Source organism: Streptomyces sp. NTD107 (assembly GCF_059510435.1).
Map to the genome: position 1 here is coordinate 126,906 of NZ_JCAJZV010000015.1, position 16,130 is coordinate 143,035.

19 protein-coding genes, 3 tRNA genes and 1 pseudogene are annotated in these 16,130 nt (G+C 72.2%); 4 read left to right on the forward strand and 19 right to left on the reverse strand.

Translation table 11 applies throughout. From position 1 onward, the window contains the following. Positions 1–15 precede the first annotated feature (15 nt). Positions 16–576, forward strand: a complete 561-nt coding sequence (locus AC5WRL_RS24540; RefSeq protein ID WP_496090828.1) for a DUF3515 domain-containing protein — start codon at positions 16–18, stop codon at positions 574–576. A gap of 78 nt (positions 577–654) precedes the next feature. Here the strand turns inward: AC5WRL_RS24540 and AC5WRL_RS24545 are convergent, their stop codons facing one another. The 3 genes from AC5WRL_RS24545 to AC5WRL_RS24555 are packed head-to-tail and all read right to left on the reverse strand — an operon-like array spanning position 655 to position 3,628. Beyond that, entirely contained in the window at positions 655–1,797 is a 1,143-nt protein-coding gene (locus AC5WRL_RS24545) for a D-alanine--D-alanine ligase family protein (protein WP_496090829.1), read from the reverse strand. Positions 1,798–1,832: 35 nt separating this feature from the next. Then, on the reverse strand, positions 1,833–2,834 hold the full coding sequence (locus AC5WRL_RS24550) for an NAD(P)H-dependent glycerol-3-phosphate dehydrogenase (protein WP_496090830.1): 1,002 nt from the start codon (positions 2,832–2,834) through the stop codon (positions 1,833–1,835). Beyond that, positions 2,831–3,628, reverse strand: coding sequence for a lysophospholipid acyltransferase family protein (locus AC5WRL_RS24555; RefSeq protein WP_496090831.1), 798 nt, complete (start codon positions 3,626–3,628; stop codon positions 2,831–2,833). Before AC5WRL_RS24555 ends, AC5WRL_RS24550 begins: the two co-directional genes overlap by 4 nt. Before the next feature lie 187 nt (positions 3,629–3,815). On the opposite strand from AC5WRL_RS24555, the gene cofC reads away from it, so the two are divergent. Further along, on the forward strand, positions 3,816–4,475 hold the full coding sequence (cofC, locus tag AC5WRL_RS24560; protein WP_496090832.1) for a 2-phospho-L-lactate guanylyltransferase: 660 nt from the start codon (positions 3,816–3,818) through the stop codon (positions 4,473–4,475). Here the strand turns inward: cofC and AC5WRL_RS24565 are convergent. The 5 genes from AC5WRL_RS24565 to leuC all read right to left on the reverse strand — a co-directional run bounded on the left by AC5WRL_RS24565 (position 4,447) and on the right by leuC (position 7,898). Continuing rightward, on the reverse strand, positions 4,447–4,650 hold the full coding sequence (locus tag AC5WRL_RS24565; protein WP_496090833.1) for a hypothetical protein: 204 nt from the start codon (positions 4,648–4,650) through the stop codon (positions 4,447–4,449). The genes cofC and AC5WRL_RS24565 overlap by 29 nt on opposite strands. A 117-nt stretch (positions 4,651–4,767) precedes the next feature. Beyond that, positions 4,768–5,334, reverse strand: coding sequence for an HU family DNA-binding protein (locus AC5WRL_RS24570; RefSeq protein WP_030738446.1), 567 nt, complete (start codon positions 5,332–5,334; stop codon positions 4,768–4,770). 125 nt (positions 5,335–5,459) lie between these two features. Further along, positions 5,460–5,714, reverse strand: coding sequence for an SCO5555 family protein (locus AC5WRL_RS24575; protein WP_496090834.1), 255 nt, complete (start codon positions 5,712–5,714; stop codon positions 5,460–5,462). 162 nt (positions 5,715–5,876) lie between these two features. Next, positions 5,877–6,470: a 3-isopropylmalate dehydratase small subunit gene (gene leuD, locus AC5WRL_RS24580; RefSeq protein WP_496090835.1), complete on the reverse strand. Its 594-nt coding sequence runs from the start codon at positions 6,468–6,470 to the stop codon at positions 5,877–5,879. Between the two features lie 3 nt (positions 6,471–6,473). Then, on the reverse strand, positions 6,474–7,898 hold the full coding sequence (leuC, locus tag AC5WRL_RS24585; protein WP_496090836.1) for a 3-isopropylmalate dehydratase large subunit: 1,425 nt from the start codon (positions 7,896–7,898) through the stop codon (positions 6,474–6,476). 152 nt (positions 7,899–8,050) lie between these two features. Between leuC and AC5WRL_RS24590 the strand changes: the two genes are divergently transcribed. Further along, complete coding sequence (locus AC5WRL_RS24590; protein WP_026047726.1) at positions 8,051–8,785, forward strand: IclR family transcriptional regulator; 735 nt, start codon at positions 8,051–8,053, stop codon at positions 8,783–8,785. Between the two features lie 22 nt (positions 8,786–8,807). Here the strand turns inward: AC5WRL_RS24590 and AC5WRL_RS24595 are convergent, their stop codons facing one another. Next, positions 8,808–9,290, reverse strand: a complete 483-nt coding sequence (locus AC5WRL_RS24595) for a DUF4188 domain-containing protein (RefSeq protein ID WP_496090837.1) — start codon at positions 9,288–9,290, stop codon at positions 8,808–8,810. A gap of 125 nt (positions 9,291–9,415) precedes the next feature. Here AC5WRL_RS24595 and AC5WRL_RS24600 point away from each other — a divergent pair, with 125 nt between their 5' ends. Next, positions 9,416–10,051, forward strand: a complete 636-nt coding sequence (locus AC5WRL_RS24600; protein ID WP_496090838.1) for a MerR family transcriptional regulator — start codon at positions 9,416–9,418, stop codon at positions 10,049–10,051. 54 nt (positions 10,052–10,105) lie between these two features. Here the strand turns inward: AC5WRL_RS24600 and AC5WRL_RS24605 are convergent. The 10 genes and pseudogenes from AC5WRL_RS24605 to AC5WRL_RS24650 form a co-directional block, all read right to left on the reverse strand. Further along, positions 10,106–10,178 (reverse strand) — tRNA-Glu (locus tag AC5WRL_RS24605). A gap of 24 nt (positions 10,179–10,202) precedes the next feature. Further along, positions 10,203–10,275 (reverse strand) — tRNA-Glu (locus AC5WRL_RS24610). Between the two features lie 22 nt (positions 10,276–10,297). Then, a tRNA-Gln gene (locus tag AC5WRL_RS24615) sits at positions 10,298–10,369 on the reverse strand. A 68-nt stretch (positions 10,370–10,437) separates the two neighbouring features. Next, positions 10,438–11,574, reverse strand: a complete 1,137-nt coding sequence (locus tag AC5WRL_RS24620) for a serine hydrolase domain-containing protein (RefSeq protein ID WP_496090839.1) — start codon at positions 11,572–11,574, stop codon at positions 10,438–10,440. Continuing rightward, positions 11,571–12,476, reverse strand: coding sequence for a DUF6895 family protein (locus AC5WRL_RS24625; RefSeq protein ID WP_496090840.1), 906 nt, complete (start codon positions 12,474–12,476; stop codon positions 11,571–11,573). Before AC5WRL_RS24625 ends, AC5WRL_RS24620 begins: the two co-directional genes overlap by 4 nt. After that, positions 12,473–13,210 carry a hypothetical protein gene (locus AC5WRL_RS24630; RefSeq protein ID WP_496090841.1) on the reverse strand — a complete coding sequence of 246 codons (738 nt, stop codon included), beginning with the start codon at positions 13,208–13,210 and terminating at the stop codon, positions 12,473–12,475. Before AC5WRL_RS24630 ends, AC5WRL_RS24625 begins: the two co-directional genes overlap by 4 nt. Positions 13,211–13,274: 64 nt before the next feature. Next, on the reverse strand, positions 13,275–13,460 hold the full coding sequence (locus AC5WRL_RS24635) for a hypothetical protein (RefSeq protein WP_496090842.1): 186 nt from the start codon (positions 13,458–13,460) through the stop codon (positions 13,275–13,277). A gap of 192 nt (positions 13,461–13,652) precedes the next feature. After that, a complete protein-coding gene (gltX, locus tag AC5WRL_RS24640) occupies positions 13,653–15,140 on the reverse strand; it encodes a glutamate--tRNA ligase (protein ID WP_496090843.1) in 1,488 nt (495 codons plus the stop codon). Next, on the reverse strand, positions 15,137–15,916 hold the full coding sequence (locus AC5WRL_RS24645; RefSeq protein WP_496090844.1) for a fumarylacetoacetate hydrolase family protein: 780 nt from the start codon (positions 15,914–15,916) through the stop codon (positions 15,137–15,139). The genes gltX and AC5WRL_RS24645 overlap by 4 nt, the downstream gene beginning before the upstream one ends. Before the next feature lie 130 nt (positions 15,917–16,046). Next, positions 16,047–16,130 (reverse strand): annotated as a pseudogene (locus AC5WRL_RS24650) (ATP-binding protein); the annotation flags it as partial.

Below are 16,130 nucleotides of genomic sequence, written 5' to 3' on the forward strand. Positions count from 1 at the left end.
CCCTATGCTGACGGCGTGAGCCTCACCGTACGCAGTACCGGCACCGTGCCGGCCGCCCTGGCCGTGCTGGTGGCGCTGGCCGGATGTTCCGCGGCGGGCGGTGGCGGCGCGGGCGGCGGTGGCGGCGCGGGCGGCGGTGGCGGCGCGGTGGTGGCGCCGACCCCGGACGCCGCGGCGGCGCGGGTGTGCGACGCGGTGGCCGCGGCGCTGCCGGAGCGGGTGGAGGGGCAGCGGCGTACGGACGACGCCGCCGCCGGCGCTGGCCATGTCGCGGTGTGGGGGGACCCGGGGATCGTGCTGCGCTGCGGGGTGCCGCTGCCGCTGCTGCTCACGCCGGGCGAGGAGGGTTATGACCCGCTGGCGGACGCGGTGGATGTCAACGGGGTGTCCTGGCTGCTGGAGGACGCTCCGGGGGGCGGAAAGCTGTTCACCACCACGCACCGCACGGTGTTCGTGGAGGTGACCGTGCCGGCGGCGTACGCGCCCGAGGTGAACCCGCTGGTGGATCTCGCCGCGGCGATCGCCGACCACGTGCCGCTGGACGAGTTGTACGCCGACCAGCCGCCCGGCTCCTGAGCCGCGACGCGACGGGGGCCGGGACCGGGGAGCCGTACCGCATCGTACGACCGCCCCCGGCCCCGCGCACGCCGTGTCCTAGCGCAGCCCCGTGGAGCGGCGCAGCGCCGCCTGGATGAGCCGGTCGATCAGCTCCGGGTAGTCCACGCCGCTGGCCTGCCACATCCTGGGGTACATCGAGATCGGGGTGAACCCGGGCAGGGTGTTGATCTCGTTGATGACGAACTCGCCGTCGTCGCACAGGAAGAAGTCCGCGCGCACCAGGCCCTCGCAGGAGACGGCCTCGTAGGCGAGCACCGCCAGCTCCCGTACGCGCGCGGTCTGCTCCGGCGTCAGCGGCGCGGGCACGATGCCTTCCGCCGCGTCCAAATACTTGGCCTCGAAGCTGTAGAAGTCGTGCTGGGAGACGGGCGGGATCTCGGCGGGTACGGAGGCGCGCGGGCCGTCCTCGAACTCCAGCACGCCGCACTCGATCTCCCGGCCGCTCAGCAGCGACTCCACGATGATCTTGGGGTCGTGGGCCTGGGCCTCGGCGATGGCCTCGTCCAGGCCGGCCAGGTCGTCGACCTTGCTGATGCCCATGGAGGAGCCGGCCCGAGCGGGCTTCACGAAGACCGGCCAGCCGTGATCGGCGGCGAAGTCCACGATCCTCTTGCGGGCGGCGGCCGGGTCGGCCTGCCACTCGCGCGGGCGGACGACGGTGTAGGGGCCGACCGGCAGGCCGAAGGAGGTGAAGATCCGCTTCATGTACTCCTTGTCCATGCCGACGGCGGAGGCGAGCACGCCGGCGCCCACATAGGGCACGCCGGACAGCTCCAGCAGGCCCTGGAGCGTGCCGTCCTCGCCGTACGGGCCGTGCAGCACGGGGAAGACGACGTCGACGTCGCCGAGGTCCTTGGGCACCGAACCCGGTTCGCAGTAGACGACCTCGCGGTCGGCCGGGTCGACCGGCAGCAGCACCGAGCCGCCGCCGGGTTCGGCGATGCCCGCCACGGTCGGGAGTTCACGGCCGCTGATGGCCATCCGGTCGGGGTCGTCGGCGGTCAGCGCCCAGCGGCCGTCGGTGGTGATACCGATGGGCAGCACGTCGTAGCGGTCACGGTCGATCGAACGGAGCACGGCGCCCGCGGTGAGGACCGAGATGGTGTGCTCGGAGCTGCGTCCGCCGAAGACGACGGCGACGCGGGGCTTGGGGCTCTGGGGTGTGGAGTCGCTGCTCATAACCCCATGAGGCTACTCGCACACCTGCCCGCCGGTCAGCGAAGCTCGGCCTTGGCGCTGCGCGCCATCAGCTCCTTGAGCGCGACGGCGGGCGGCAGCCCGTCGTGGACAATGCCCACGACCGTTTCGGTCAGCGGCATGTCGACGTCGTGACGGCGCGCCAGATCGAGGACGGAGCGGCAGGATTTCACGCCTTCGGCGGTCTGTTTGGTGACGGCGATGGTCTCTTCGAGGGTCATCCCCCGCCCGAGGTTGGTGCCGAAGGTGTTGTTGCGGGACAGCGGGGAGGAACAGGTGGCGACGAGGTCACCCATTCCGGCGAGTCCGGCGAAGGTGTGCGCGTCGGCGCCCATCGCCAGGCCCAGCCGGGTGGTCTCGGCCAGCCCGCGGGTGATGAGGGACCCCTTGGCGTTGTCGCCCAGGCCCATGCCGCCGGCGATGCCCACGGCGAGGGCGATGACGTTCTTGACGGCGCCGCCGAGCTCGCAGCCGACCACGTCGGTGTTGGTGTACGGGCGGAAGTACCCGGTGTGGCAGGCGGCCTGGAGGCGGCGGGCGACGTCCTCGTCGCGGCAGGCGACGACGGAGGCGGCGGGCTGCCGTTCGGCGATCTCGCGGGCGAGGTTGGGTCCGGACAGTACGGCGATCCGTTCCGGGCCGGCGCCGGTCACCTCCGCGATGACCTCGCTCATCCGCTTGCTGGTGCCCAGTTCCACGCCCTTCATCAAGGAGACCAGCACGGTGTCGGGGGGCAGCAGCGGGGTCCAGGCGGCGAGGTTGCCGCGCAGCGTCTGGGAGGGTACGGCGAGCACGGTGAACTCGGCGCCCGCCGCCGCCTGCGCGGCGTCGGCGGTGGCGTGCACGCCGCCGGGCAGCCGGATGCCGGGCAGATAGTCCGGGTTGGTGCGGGTGGTGTTGATGGTCTCGGCGAGGGCGGCGCGCCGGCCCCACAGTTCGACCTGGGCGCCGGCGTCGGCCAGCACCATGGCGAAGGCGGTTCCCCAGGAACCGTTGCCGAAGACGGCGACGCGGGTCACTCGCTGATCTCCTTGATCTCCTGCTCGGGGGCGGCACCGGCGGCACCGGCGGTGCCCGGCCGTGCGGCGGCGGGGGGCTCCGTACGGTCCCGGTCGTGCACATAGCGGCTGGCCGGCGGGGTCTGCTGCCGGATCCCGGCGAGTTGTCCGGTGATGGCGTCCATGATCCGCTCGGTGGCGGCGCGCAGCACCTCGGTGGAGGGTTCGAGGTCGTACAGGTCACTCAGGTCCACCGGCGGCCCGGCGACCACGGTGAGGGTCTTGCGCGGGAAGAGCCGGAACTTGTGGTCCTTGGCGTACGGCGGCATCGCCTCGTTGGCGCCCCACTGGGCCACCGGGATCACCGGGGCGCGGGTGAGCAGGGCGACCCGGGCGGCGCCGGTCTTGCCGGCCATGGGCCACAGGTCGGGGTCGCGGGTGAGGGTGCCTTCGGGGTAGAAGGCGACGCATTCCCCGCTGTTGACGGCGTCCACGGCGGCGCGGAAGGCGCCGGCGGCGTCGGAGGTCTCCCGGTAGACGGGGATCTGGCCGGTGCCGCGCATCATGAAGCCGACGAAGCCCCCCTTGAACAGCCCGACCTTGGCCAGGAAGCGCGGCACCCGTCCGGTGTTGTACTGGAAGTGCGCGTAGGAGAGCGGGTCGAGATAGGAGTTGTGATTCACGGCGGTGATGAATCCGCCGTGGTCCGGAATGTTTTCCTGCCCCCGCCAGTCCCGCGTGAACAGGATCAGCATCGGGGGCTTGACCAGAAGCGCGGCGCATCGGTAGTAGAGGCCGATTCTGCGGCGGGACACTCGGACACCATCTCCTCTTGCACTGCTCCGGCACGGCCTTGCGGGAGCGCCGGACAAGTGTCGCTCCAGGTGGTTTGACTGTCCAGCGGGGCACAGTGACCCCGTGGGCATCCTGTGACCTTACGTCCCGGTGCCCGTGGCGGGCAGGCAGACTGGGCGGACGGGTGCGAGCCGGGAGGGGAACGCGATGCCACAGCAGGCCGGATGGTCGCTGATCGTGCCGTTGAAGCCGCTGGGGCTGGCCAAGAGCCGGCTGACGGCGGTGGCCGCCGGCCAGCGGCGGTCCGCTTTGGTACTGGCTTTCGCCGAGGACACGGTGGCGGCGGCGCTGGCGTGTGCGGTGGTACGGGATGTGGCGGTTGTCACGGATGATCCGCTGGCGGCGCGGCGGCTGGCGCGGCTGGGGGCGCTGGTGGTGCCGGACGCGCCGCGCGCGGGTCTCAACGCGGCGCTGGCGCACGGTGAGCGGGTGGTGCGGGAGCGGCGCACCCCGGCGGCGGTGGCGGTGCTGGGGGCGGATCTGCCGGCGCTGCGCCCGGCGGAGCTGGCGCGGGTGCTGGCGGCGGCAGCGGGTCATCCACGGGCGTTCGTGGCGGACGCGGCGGGGGTGGGCACCACGGTGCTGACGGCGCGGCCGGGGGTGGCGCTGGAGCCGGCGTTCGAGGGGGCGTCGCGGGCGCGGCACCGTGACGCGGGGGCGGTGGAACTCACCCTGTCCGGGGTGGACAGCGTGCGTCAGGACGTGGACACCGGGGCGGATCTGCGGCGGGCGCTGGCGCTGGGGGTGGGTCCGCGCACCGCGGCGGGGGTCCGCGGGGTCACAGTGTCTGGAGTGTCACCAGGGTGATGGGGGCGGCGGGGGTGCCGTCCGCCGTCTCGATCCGTACCCGCTGGCCGGGGCGGAGCAGCAGCAGCCCGCCGGCGTCGAAGGCGTCGGTGCCGAAGTCGAGGGCGGTGCCGTCGTCCAGCAGCACGCTGCCGCTGCGGGTGCCGGGGTCGTAGGTGTACGCGGTGGCCTGCATGCGGGCATCGTAGTGCGGGGCGGCACGGGGCGGGGGCGGGGCCGGGGGCATACGCGCGCGGGCCGGGCTCCCCGATGGGGGAGACCGGCCCGCGGGACGGAGCTTTCGTGCCTTGGCTCACCCGCGGCGCGCGGTGGCCTTCTTGGCGGTGGTCTTGCGGGCGGAGGCCCGCTTGGCCGGTGCCTTCTTGGCGGTGGTCTTCTTGGCCGGGGCCTTCTTCGCCGTGGTCTTCTTGGCGGTGGCCTTCTTGGTGGTGGCCTTCCTCGCGGTGGTCTTCTTGGCGGTGGTCTTCTTCGCCGTGGTCTTCTTGGCGGTGGCCTTCTTCGCAGCGGCCTTCTTGGTGGTGGTGCCACCCGAGAGGCTGCCCTTGGGGGCCTTCTTCACGGCGACGTCGTTCTTGGGGAGCTTCTTGGTGCCGGCGACCAGGTCCTTGAAGCCCTGGCCGGCCCGGAAGCGGGGGACGGAGGTCTTCTTGACCCGGACCCGCTCCCCGGTCTGGGGATTGCGCGCGTACCGGGCGGGGCGGTTGACCTTCTCGAACGACCCGAAACCGGTGACCGAAACCCGCTCACCGGCCACCACTGCGCGGATGATGGCATCGAGAACGATGTCCACCGCGTCAGCGGCCTGCTGGCGACCGCCGAGCTTGTCTGCAATCGCTTCTACGAGCTGCGCCTTGTTCACGTCTTCCCCTTCGCAGGCATGGCTGGAACGAATGTGTTCAAGCTTTTTCGCACGTTAGGCAGATATATTCCGCAAATCAAACGTGAAACGGGCGAATCACCCTTGTGTCGCAACGAACTCGACCGTCACGCGGTTCCATCACGGCGGTGGCCGGGTGGATCGGGCGGCATCCGCCCCGCGTCGACGTCCGCGATCAGCCGCTCCAGACGGCGGGCGGCGCCCGGCAGGTCCTGCTTGGCCGCCGCCGTGATCACCAGCAGCTTCCGGGTGAGGGCCTGCCGTACGGGCTCGGGCACTTGTGCGGCTCGCACCGCACGGTGCGCCTCTTTCAGCCGAGCGGCGACGAGGTCGTACAGCTCAGGTTGACCGTCGCGTTCCATAAGCCGATTGTGCCACCTTGCATCCGCTCTCGCCCGGTAAGCCCCCAAAGGGCGCCGCGCGCCGGGCCGTTCGGCGCCGAGAACGCCACCGCCCCCGTCCGGCGGGCCGGTCGGGGGCGGGGCGGCGCGGATCTCGGTGAACCACGCCCGGCGGTACGGGAGTCAGTGCGTGAGCGTGCGCGGCTTGTACGCGGGCCGGCGCGCCTCGAAGGCGGCGATCTCGTCCTCGTTCTTGAGCGTGATGCTGATGTCGTCGAGCCCTTCGAGCAGCCGCCAGCGGGCGTTCTCGTCCAGCTCGAACGGGGCCTCGATGCCCTCGGCGGTGACCGTGCGGGTGACCAGGTCCACGGTGACGGCGGCGGTCGGGTCGGACTCGGTGAGCCGCCACAGCTCCTCGACGGTGTCCTGCGGGAGGACCACGGTCAGCAGACCGTTCTTGAGCGAGTTGCCCCGGAAGATGTCCGCGAACCGCGCGGAGATCACCGTCTTGAAGCCGTAGTTCTGGAGTGCCCAGACGGCGTGTTCGCGGGAGGAGCCGGTGCCGAAGTCCGGGCCCGCCACCAGGACGGTGGCGCCGGAGCGTTCCGGCCGGTTGAGGATGAACTCCGGGTCCTTGCGCCATGCCTCGAACAGGCCGTCCTCGAAGCCGTCCCGGGTGACCTTCTTCAGCCAGTGGGCGGGGATGATCTGGTCGGTGTCGACATTGGAGCGGCGCAGCGGGACGGCCCGGCCGGTGTGGGTGGTGAATGCTTCCATGGCTCAGACCTCCACGGGGACGGGGACGCCGGCCAGGTCGGCCGGGGACGCGAGGGTGCCGGTGACCGCGGTGGCGGCGGCCACCTGCGGGGAGACCAGATGGGTACGGCCACCCTTGCCCTGCCGGCCCTCGAAGTTGCGGTTGGAGGTGGAGGCGGAGCGCTCGCCGGGGGCCAGCTGATCCGGGTTCATGCCCAGGCACATGGAGCAGCCGGCGTGCCGCCATTCGGCGCCGGCCGCAGTGAACACCTTGTCCAGACCTTCCTGCACGGCTTGCAGCGCCACCCGGACGGAACCGGGCACCACCAGCATCCGTACCCCGTCGGCGATCTTGCGGCCCTTGAGGACGGCGGCGGCGGAGCGCAGGTCCTCGATGCGGCCGTTGGTACACGAGCCGACGAAGACGGTGTCCACGGAGATCTCGCGCAGCGGCACCCCGGCGGTCAGGCCCATGTACTCCAGTGCCTTCTGGGCGGCCAGCCGCTCACTGGGGTCGGTGTACTGCTCCGGGTCGGGCACGGCGGCCGACAGCGGGGCACCCTGCCCGGGGTTGGTGCCCCAGGTGACGAACGGCGCCAGCTCGGCGGCGTCGATGACGACTTCGTGGTCGAAGACGGCGTCCTCATCGGTGCGCAGCGTCTTCCAGTAGGCGACGGCCTCGTCCCACTCGGCGCCGCCGGGGGCGTGGTCGCGACCGCGCAGATAGGAGAAGGTGGTCTCGTCGGGGGCGATCATGCCGGCCCGGGCGCCCGCCTCGATGGACATGTTGCAGATCGTCATCCGGGCCTCCATCGAGAGCTTCTCGATGGCCTCGCCACGGTATTCGATGACATAGCCCTGGCCGCCGCCGGTGCCGATCCGGGCGATGACGGCCAGGATCAGGTCCTTGGCGGTGACGCTCTCGGGCAGCTCGCCCTCGACCGTGATCGCCATGGTGCGGAACGGCGCCATCGGCAGGGTCTGGGTGGCCAGCACATGCTCGACCTGGCTGGTGCCGATGCCGAACGCCAGCGCGCCGAACGCCCCGTGGGTGGAGGTGTGGCTGTCGCCGCAGACCACGGTGGTGCCCGGCTGGGTGAGCCCCAGCTGCGGGCCGACCACGTGCACCACGCCCTGCTCGTCGTCGCCCAGCGAGTGCAGCCGGACCCCGAACTCGGCGCAGTTCTTGCGCAGGGTCTCCAGCTGGGTGCGGGAGACCGGGTCGGCGATCGGCTTGTCGATGTCGAGGGTGGGGGTGTTGTGGTCCTCGGTGGCGATGGTGAGGTCGGTGCGGCGCACCGTACGGCCGCTCTTGCGCAGCCCGTCGAACGCCTGCGGGCTGGTCACCTCGTGCAGCAGGTGGAGATCGATGTAGAGCAGGTCGGGCTCGCCCTCCGCACGCCGGACGACGTGGTCGTCCCAGACTTTCTCCGCCAGTGTCCGTCCCATCGCATTCCCTCCGCTCGCCGTGGCCGCCGTCCGCTCCCCGCGCACCGGACGGTGGCCGGGCCCACCACGTTGCGGACCCTGGCAGTCCAGGGTGGCCCCTTCCGGGGAAAAAGGAACTTGCGTTTCACACTGTGAGACGCGAATATCGTTGCATGGACAATTCACGTGGCGACTCCAGCGGAGTGGGTGTACTGGACAAGGCGGCCCTGGTGCTGGGTGCGCTGGAGTCCGGTCCGGCCACGCTGGCCGGTCTGGTGTCGGCCACGGGACTGGCCAGGCCCACCGCGCACCGTATGGCGGTGGCCCTGGAGCACCACCGGCTGCTGGCCCGCGACATGCAGGGCCGCTTCGTGCTGGGCCCGCGGCTGGCGGAGCTTGCGGCGGCGGCCGGCGAGGACCGGCTGCTGGCGGCGGCCGGGCCGGTGCTGACGCATCTGCGGGACCTCACCGGGGAGAGCGCCCAGCTGTACCGCCGGCAGGGCGACATGCGTATCTGCGTGGCCGCCGCGGAGCGGCTGTCCGGGCTGCGGGACACCGTGCCGGTGGGCTCCACGCTGCCGATGAAGGCCGGCTCGGCGGCCCAGATCCTGCTGGCCTGGGAGGAGCCCGAGCGACTGCACCACGGTCTCCAGGGCGCCCGGTTCACCGCGACCGCGCTGTCCGGGGTACGCCGCCGGGGCTGGGCCCAGTCGATCGGCGAGCGCGAGCCGGGGGTGGCCTCGGTGTCCGCCCCGGTACGCGGCCCCTCCAACCGGGTCGTGGCGGCGGTGTCCGTCTCCGGTCCGATCGAGCGGCTGACCCGGCACCCGGGCCGGATGCACGCCCAGGCCCTGATCGACGCCGCGGGCCGGCTCACCGAGGCACTGCGGCGCGGCGGCGGCCACTGACCGCCCCACCGCTCCCCCTCGCCTACAGCGCCAGTCGCTCCGCCGCCCGCTCGCCGCGCCGGCCCGCCGGTATCACCCCGCCGATCGCGCCCAGGCCGAACGGCGGCATGTTCATGTAGATCGCCTCATGGGCGCCGGCCGGGATCACATAGGTCTCGTGCCAGAAGCCCACCCGGCCCCGGCCCTGCCGTATGCGGCGGTTGAACGCCGCCCAGGCCGGCCGGTGTGCGCCCTCCTGCGCCGAGGCGTAGGCCAGCAGCCGCTCGTGCGAGCTCCAGTACTGCACCACGCAGACCTGCCGGGGCCCGCCCAGCAGCAGCCGGTGGCCCAGCAGCCCGCTGTCCGGATCCCGGGACAGCTCCTTCAGCATCCTGGGCATCGCCATCAGCACCGGCCACCAGTGGCGCACCCGCCAGAAGCTGTTGATCCGCATACCGATCAGAAACAGCGTGATCTCCCCCGTGGAGGCCGCCGTCATCCGGCCGTCGATGATCTTGCCGCTCATGCCGCACCCGCCCTCTCGTACACCTGCTCACCCATTGGATAGTTGCGCTATCCATGATTGGATAGTCTCACTCTCCAACGCATTCGCGCAAGGGGATCCGGAAAAGAAAATGAGCGGGAGGCCGCATGCGGCTGGCGGAGCTGAGCGAGCGCAGTGGGGTGACCACCGCGACGATCAAGTACTACCTGCGGGAAGGGCTGCTGCCACCGGGCGAGCGGGTTACCGCCACCCAGTCCGCGTACGGCGAGGAGCATCTGCGCCGGCTGCGGCTGGTGCGGGCGCTGGTGCAGGTCGGCCGCATCCCGGTGGCCACCGCCCGGGAGGTGCTCACCGCCATCGAGGACGACCGCACCGACCAGCTCACCCGGATCGGCACCGCCATCGCGGCCCTCCCGCACCCCGCGCCGCCGCGCGAGAACGACGCCACGGTCGCCGCCGCCCGCACCCTCGCCGAGGAGTTGCAACGGCGGCTCGGCTGGCGGCTCGTGCCGGACAACCCGGCCCACCAGGCGCTGATCTCCGCCCTCACCGCGCTGCTGCGGCTCGGCTATCCCTGCACCGTCGAGCAACTGCTGCCGTACGGCGAGGCCGCCGGCCGGCTCGCCGGGCACGAGGTGGCGCTGATCGGTGAGTTCGCCTCACCCACCACCCAGTTGGAGGCGGCCGTCGCGCTCACCGTGCTCTACGAACCGGTGCTGCTGAGCCTGCGGCGCCTCGCCCAGGCCGAGACCGCCGCCCAGCAGCTCGGCCCGCACCCCTGAACAGCGAAAAGCCCTCCTTCTCACCAGTGGTGAGAAGGAGGGCTTACGTTCGCGTACCCCCGACCGGATTCGAACCGGCGCTACCGCCTTGAGAGGGCGGCGTGCTAGGCCGCTACACAACGGGGGCCCACACAAGATCCCTAAGGATCCGTACCCCCGACCGGATTCGAACCGGCGCTACTGCCGTGAGAGGGCAGCGTGCTAGGCCGCTACACAACGGGGGCTTTGATCTGCGAGCAGATCGCGCTGGGCTACCAGGACTCGAACCTAGACTAACTGAACCAGAATCAGTCGTGCTGCCAATTACACCATAGCCCACCAAATCGCAACTCCCAGTGGGAGTTTTGCTTGGCGTCCGCCGGTCTGTCCCGGCGACAGGAAGAACATTACCCGATCGGGGACGGTGCTCCAAAACGAGTTGTCCCACCCGCCAGTTCCCTCAGCAGCAGATACGCCCGCTGGATGAATGCCCCGTTCAGGGCGGGTGACCGGTTGGCCACCGCGGCCAGCACCACCCCGCGCTCCGGGCTGAAGCCGGCGAAGGCCGTACACCCCCGGGTGCCCCCCGAGTGGAAGTACAGCCGGTGCCCGGGCCGGGCCCTGACATTCCAGATCAGCGCGATCCGGTCACCGCCCGGCCGCACCGCCAGCCGGGGCCGGGTCACCTCCGACAGCGCCGTACGCAGCGTCGCCGGCACCGCGCCGTCCAGTCGGCCGGGATCGGCCAGCGCCTCCAGATAACGCAGCAGATCACCGGCCCCGGCGCGCAGCACGCCGGCCGCCGGGAGACCGGGGATCCGCCAGACCGGCCGGGCCCGGCCGTGCCAGTAGCCGGTGACGTCCCGCGCCACCTCCGTCTCCTCCGCCTCCTCGGCCGGCTCCCCCGCATCCGCCGCCGCCGTTCCGCCGGTACGGTGCAGTCCCAGTGGCGCCAGCACCCGCGCGCCCAGCAGCCGTTCGTAGCCCCCGTACGGCTCACCCGCCGCCCGGGCCAGCAGCATGCCGAGCAGCCCCACGCCGTAGTTCGAGTAGCGCATCCGGGTGCCGGGGGCGGCGAACGGCCGGGTGTGGCCGAGGGCGGCCAGCAGATCGCCCGGGCCGTACCCGTCGTACGGGTTGGAGAACCAGCGCGGCAGCGCGCGCCGCAGCAGCCCCGGCGGCAGCCTGGGCAGTCCCGACGTGTGGGTGGCCAGTTGCAACAGGGTGATCGGCGCGCCGCCGATCCGCCGGTACGGGGCGGCGCCCGGCGGCAGAAAGCGGTCGATCGGGTCGTCGTAGCGAACCTCACCCCGGGCCGCCAGCTCCGCCAGCAGCAGCGCCGTGTAGGTCTTGGTCAGCGAGCCGATCTCGAAGCGGGTGTCCGGGCCGGCCGGGGTGCCGGCGGCGCCGTGCGCGGTGTTCCCGCTGACCGCCACCAGCCGCTCCCCCGCGCGGCGCACCGCCACCGCCACCGCGCTGGCGCCCGGCGCGGCGGCGGTCAGCGGCGTGAGCAGCGGTTCGGCCGCCGTCTCCAGTGTGCTCATCCGAGGGTTCGGGAGACCGCGATGCTCCCGGCGACGGCGGCGACCACGGCGGTGTGCTGGTGATCGGCGAACCGCCGTGCCGGGTCCTCGCCGACCGGATCGCCGTCCCGGGGCACCAGCCCGTCCGGGTGCTGGATCGCCGCCAGCGCCGCCCAGTCGGCCGGGTCGCACACCGGGTCCGGCAGACAGGAGCCGACGATCATCAGCTCGGCGACCAGGTCCCACTGGGCCACCTCGCGCCAGATGTCCGTCCAGACCGGCAGCCAGGTGGTGAGGTAGCTCGCGATGTCCTCCGGCAGCCCTTCGGGACGGGCTCCCCAGTCGGTGAGGTGGAAGACGGTGTGGGTCATGGAGTACGCGGTCATCCAGTCGATGGCCCACGGCTCGGGGGTGGCGCCCAGCCAACTGGCGCGGGCCAGGCGGTCCCAGTCGAAGTCGAAGTCCAGGCCGGCCAGCCGGGCGGCGTTGGCGACCGCCAGCTTGCGGTTGGGCATCATCTCGGCCGCCCGCACCGAGCGCAGCCGGGCGTGGTGGGCCAGCAGGTCGTCCAGGCCCCGGTGGCGGTAGCCGGCCCGGGCGAAGTGCGCGTACACCTCCAGCGGGTCGGTCAGCAGCGTGTGCCGCAGCTGCCGCTCGTAGAGCATGTCGCCGGCGCGCAGTTGTTCCCAGCCGAAGTCCAGCAGGGTGCGGGCCGCCTGTACGCCCTCGCTGCCGGTGGCGGACTCGCGCAGCACCAGGGAGCCGGCCAGGGCGGCCTCGCCGAGCGGCTTGTAGGCGCCGTTGGGGTCACCGAGGTCCACGGTGGTGCCCTCGGGGAGGGCGCCGTGCTCGCGGTGCCGTACCAGCCAGCGGAAGGCCCCGGTCGCGACCTGGTGGGCGATGGAGGTGACAGCGGTGGTCATGCGGGCCTCCCCAGCAGCAGCCGGGCCACCGCCAGATCGAGGGCGAGCCGGGGCTCGCCCGCGGAGTGCAGGGCGATGTGCTCGGTGAAGACGGCGGGGTCCAGGGGCAGCTGCGCCCCGTCGCGGTGGGCGACGGCGAGCCAGCGTGCCAGCCGGGCGGCGGTGGGGTAGTCGCGGCGCAGCATGGCGCGGGTGGCGGCGCGGGCCAGCGGTACGGGGTGGCGGCGGGCGGCGTCCGGTACGGGGCCGTCCACGCCGGGCAGGCTGAGTGGGGAGAGCCGGGCCAAGGTGGCGGCCCAGGACTGCCAGGGGGCGGTGTCGGTCAGGACGGTGCCGGTGGCGGGGGGTGTGGGGCGCGGGCCGCCGTCGCCGAGCCGGACGGCCAGCGTGGTGGTGGCCCAGTCGCGCCAGGCGATGGCCCAGTTCTCGACCGGCCCGTCGGGCGGGGGCTGGTCGATCACCGGGGCGGGGAAGACGGACGCGGCCTGGCTGATGACCGCGAGGTCCCCGGGGTCCGGGGTGCCGCCGGTGACGGCGTACGGGGCGAGGGCGTCGGCGCTCAGCACGCGTACGGCGGCCAGGGCGGCCTTGGGGTCGGCGGCGCGCTCGGCGTACCGGGCGAGCGGGGCTGTGTCCCCGATGCCCCGCAGGGCGTCGAGGACACAGCGCGCCGCGTCGGCGGTCGCTTCTGCGTACGCCGTACGGACGGTGCTCGCGGTGGGTTCCGTCGTCACGGGCACCCCACCGGTCGGCGCGGTCCGGCGAGCGGGCGGAAGGAGCCGTCTGCCGGCGCCGGCGTCACTTGTCCTTGGGCTCCGACGGCGCCTTCGGCGACAGCAGGAGTGCCAGGAGCAGCAGCCCGAGCGCTTCCGGTGCGAAGACCGGGGCGTCGCTGCGGGGTGCTTCGGTCTCGGTCATGAGGGCGTGGGCCGCCTCGGCCTCGATGGGCTGGGCGATGAGCGGGAGAGTCTTCTGCGCGAGCATGCATTGCCTCCTCATATCGGGTGCTGTGCCAGGTCAGTGATACTGACGTGGCAAAACGCTATGCCATCACCCGATATGTCGCATTTTGAAGCCGGGCGCCACGCACCCGGAGGGCCCCGCCGCGGCGAGGCCCTCCGTGCCCGTACCGTCCCTGTCCCCGGCCGCGTCCGCGCCGCAGGGGCCGCCCGTGCCTCAGCCGGCCAGCTTCGCCAGCGCCGCCTCGATCCGGGCCAGCGTCCGGTCACGGCCCAGCACCACCAGCGACTCGAAGAGCGGCAGCCCGACCGTGCGCCCGGTGACCGCCACCCGCACCGGCGCCTGCGCCTTGCCGAGCTTCAGCCCGTGCGCCTCACCGGCGGCCTGCACGGCCTCCTTGAGGGACTCGGCGGAGCTCCAGTCGGCCCCCGCCAGCCGCTCACCGGCGGCGGCCAGCACCAGCTCCGCGCCCGGCTTCATCGCCTTCTGCCAGGACTTCTCGTCCTCGACCGGCGCGTCCAGGAAGAGGAAGTCGACATTGGCCGTGATGTCGGAGAGCACCGTCAGCCGGGTCTGCGCCAGCGGCGCCAACTCCTCGAACGCCGCCCGGTCGTACGCCTCCGGCTTCCACGGCGCGTACGGCGCGGCCAGCCACGGCGCGCACGCCGCCACGAACGCGTCCAGCGGCAGCTCCCGCACGTGCACCGCGTTGATCGCCTCGGCCTTCTTCAGATCGAAGCGCGCCGGGTTGGCGTTGACATCGCCGATCTCGAAGGCGGCCACCATCTCCTCGACCGAGAAGATGTCCCGGTCCTCGGCGATCGACCAGCCCAGCAGGGACAGGTAGTTGAGCAGCCCCGAGGGCAGGAAGCCGCGCTCGCGGTACAGATTGAGCGAGGACTCCGGGTCACGCTTGGAGAGCTTCTTGTTCCCCTCCCCCATCACATAGGGCAGATGACCGAACTCGGGGATCCGGCCGGACCCGACGCCGATCTCGGCCAGGGCCCCGTACAGCGCGATCTGCCGCGGCGTCGAGGACAGCAGGTCCTCGCCGCGCAGCACATGGGTGATCTCCATGAGCGCGTCGTCGACCGGGTTGACCAGGGTGTACAACGGGGCACCGTTGGCGCGCACGATGCCGTAGTCGGAGACGTGCTCCGGGGCGAACGTCAGCTCGCCGCGCACCAGGTCGGTGAAGGTGATCTGCTCGTCCGGCATCCGGAAGCGGATGATCGGGGTACGGCCCTCCGACTCGTACGCCGCGATCTGCTCGGCGCTCAGCTCGCGGCAGTGCCCGTCGTACCCGGAGTGCTTCCCGGCCGCCCGCGCCGCCTCGCGGCGCTCGTCCAGCTCGGCGGTGGTGCAGTAGCAGGGGTACGCCCGGCCCGCCGCGCGCAGCCGCCGCGCGACGTCGGCGTAGAGGTCCATCCGCTGCGACTGCCGGTACGGGGCGTGCGGGCCGCCCACTTCGGGGCCCTCGTCCCAGTCCAGGCCGAGCCAGCGCATCGAGTCGAGGAGCGCCGCGTAGGACTCCTCCGAGTCGCGGGCCGCGTCGGTGTCCTCGATGCGGAAGACCATGGTGCCGCCGTGGTGGCGGGCGAAGGCCCAGTTGAACAGGGCGGTGCGCACCAGGCCCACATGGGGGTTGCCCGTCGGGGACGGGCAGAAGCGCACACGGACGGAGGGGGTGGTGGGACTAGTCACGCCTTGACGACCTTGTTGGTGAGAGTGCCGATGCCTTCGATGGAGACGGCGACCTCGTCGCCGGCGTGCAGCGGGCCGACGCCGGCCGGGGTGCCGGTGAGGATGACGTCCTGCGGGAGCAGCGTCATCGACTCACTGATGTGCACGATCAGGTCCTCCACGGTGCGGACCATCTCGCTGGTGCGGCCCAGCTGCCGCTGCTCGCCGTTCACGGTGCACATGATGGCGAGGTCGGCCGGGTCCACGTCCGTGACGATCCACGGGCCGAGCGGGCAGGAGGTGTCGAAGCCCTTGGCGCGGGCCCACTGCTTCTCGCGGTCCTGGACGTCGCGCGCGGTGACGTCGTTCGCGCAGGTGTAGCCGAGGATGACGTCCTTGGCGCGCTCGCGCGGCACATCGCGGCACATCCGCCCGATGACCACGGCCAGCTCGGCCTCGTGGTGGACGTCTCTTGAGATGGAGGGGTAGCGGATGGCGTCGCCGTCGCCGATCACCGAGGTGGAGGGCTTGAAGAAGGTGATGGGGACGTCGGGGACCTCGTTGCCCAGCTCGCGGGCGTGCTCGGCGTAGTTGCGGCCGATCGCGACGACCTTGCTGGGGAGTACGGGGGGCAGCAGCCGGACCGCCTTGAGCGGGACCCGGCGGCCCGAGCGCTCGAATTCGGCGAAGGGGTGGCCCTTGATGATGTCGAGTACGAGCCCGTCCTCGTCGGTGGGCTCCCCCTCCACCACACCGAATCCGACGGTGCCGTCGATGGAGAATCTGGCGATGCGCACGGCTGCGTTGCCCTTCAGTGGCTGCTGGGATCTTGTCCTCAGACTAGCCAACCGCCACGCGGCGGCGTCTCCCCAGCACGGGGAGACTACCGGGCGTGGCAGTGGGTGAGCGCGGGAAATACCGGTGCGGTCAGCGCAGCCGGGCCATGAGGGCGTGTTCGACCAGGGTGATCAGCGCCGCCTTGGCCTCCGCACGGTGCCGGGCGTCCGTCGT